At 50.4% G+C, this 1,716-nt stretch carries 1 protein-coding gene; it reads left to right on the top strand.

All coding sequences use genetic code 11. From position 1 onward, the window contains the following. The first annotated feature begins 249 nt into the window (after window positions 1-249). Window positions 250-1,656 carry a BNR-4 repeat-containing protein gene (locus PMI03_RS31125; protein ID WP_081500819.1) on the top strand — a complete coding sequence of 469 codons (1,407 nt, stop codon included), beginning with the start codon at window positions 250-252 and terminating at the stop codon, window positions 1,654-1,656. Window positions 1,657-1,716 lie beyond the last annotated feature (60 nt).

Below are 1,716 nucleotides of genomic sequence, written 5' to 3'. Positions count from 1 at the left end.
AAGCGAACAACGTGACATCGCCCGTTAGACATACGTCTGTCCTCAAGCCTGTGCTTGAGCCTTCCTGCTTATGCCGACTGTCCGGTCGAAATGGGGGGCGATTCAGATTGCTACCTTTAATGGCGAATCGATTAAATCGGTTTTGACTGATGTGCATCTTTCGCTTAGGCTTACCTTTCGCCATTTGCCGGTTTGTGATCTCCGCTTACTGAAGGTGACATGTCTAGCTGGTTTTAGGGGCGCTTCCATATGAAATCGCAATCGTTGATTATGATTGCTAGCATTTGTTTTTTCATTTTAGAGATTCTTGGCTCAAATGTTGCTAGCGCTGCTGAATGTACTCCTGCTGTTTCTGTGCCAGTTAGTGAGGAGCGAAGTGGCATCCAGATAGACAAGTCTTGGTCAGGCGCTGATGTGGCCTTTGATGCACTCTCACACGGCGAAAAAGTTTATTTTGGCTATTATAATGCCGATCGCTGGCTAACGGTTTCGGAATTAGACCGGAGAACCAATATGGTTTGTCATGTCCAACTCGCTTCCAGATTCGACGGATGGGATAGCCATAACAGCGTAATTCTCGCGCTAGACGCAAGCGGGCGACTTCAAATTGCAGGCAACATGCACGCCAGTCCGTTAGTCTACGGCGCGGAGGCGAATACAAATGACATATCTAGCACTGCGTTGCGGCCGATGGTTGGGCAGGATGAGAGTTCGGTCACTTATCCTGCGTTCATTAGAGATCTGGATGGACGCTTATTCTTCCTTTATCGAAATGGTATCAGCGGGAATGGTCAGTGGTTCGCAAACGCGCTCAGCGGTTCAAAGTGGCAGCGCTTGCTAAGCACCCCGCTTTTTGCGTCTAGTTGGCAAGGACGTCCCACCAGCGCTTATCCTTCCGCATTCCGCTTTTCGCGAGATGGCTATATTCATCTTGTGGTGGTATGGCGACGTACTCCAGATGTAAGTACCAACTACACCATTAGCTACATTCGTAGTCGTGATCTCGTCCATTGGAGCCATCACAACGGACATCCGGTTAACCTTCCGTTAGATCCTGGTAATAGTGACTTAATCGAGAGGACAGGCGAAGGGCAAGGTCTCGTCAATTCTGCTCGTGTGACTCTGACGCCGAGTGGATCTCCCTTGGTTACTTATACTCGCTATGGCGCCGATGGTCGCAACGTGGTCGTTCTCGCTTCACCAGATGGAGCCAGATGGCGCCATATGATTATAGCGACGGCAACGCGTCAGACTGCTATGATCGGTGGCGGCACCATTCCCACAGCTCCCACCTTCGGCGACCCTTATTTCGACTCCAGCGGAACGGGCACTATCGTTGTTGTCTTTCCTGGCGAGCCCCAGAGGCGCATTCATTTCGACGCAAAATCTTTAGCTGTTCTGGGCGCTACACTTCCCTTGCCAAAGGCTGTCGAGGCGCGTCCATTAACAATTTCTCCTCCAGTCGGCTTGGTCGGCGTTAGGAAACTGTTGCGCGATGTCAGAGTTGACGGATTTGGAGGAAACGGAAAATCTGTTGGCTCGATTGTATATTTCACCCAAGGTATTAATCGCGACCAAAAACGGGAGTGTACTCAGCAGCAACCAGCAGCGTGTAATCCACCTCCGTCACCGCTCATTTTTGTGCCTTCGAACTGATCTTAAATCCCGCAAGCAGGTGGTTTCATCGCTTTTGTTGTTGATTTCCACTGAGAGCTG

This window comes from Rhizobium sp. AP16 (genome assembly GCF_000281735.1).
In the GTDB taxonomy this organism is placed as follows: Bacteria; Pseudomonadota; Alphaproteobacteria; order Rhizobiales; family Rhizobiaceae; genus Rhizobium; species Rhizobium rhizogenes.
The sequence above is the reverse complement of the archived record's forward strand: the minus strand, read 5'-3'. Positions and strand labels throughout refer to the sequence as shown.

What these genes read in the sequence shown, in the direction of transcription:
- PMI03_RS31125 (WP_081500819.1), top strand. Translation starts at nt 250, where the DNA reads ATGAAATCGCAATCGTTGATTATGATTGCTAGCATTTGTTTTTTCATT.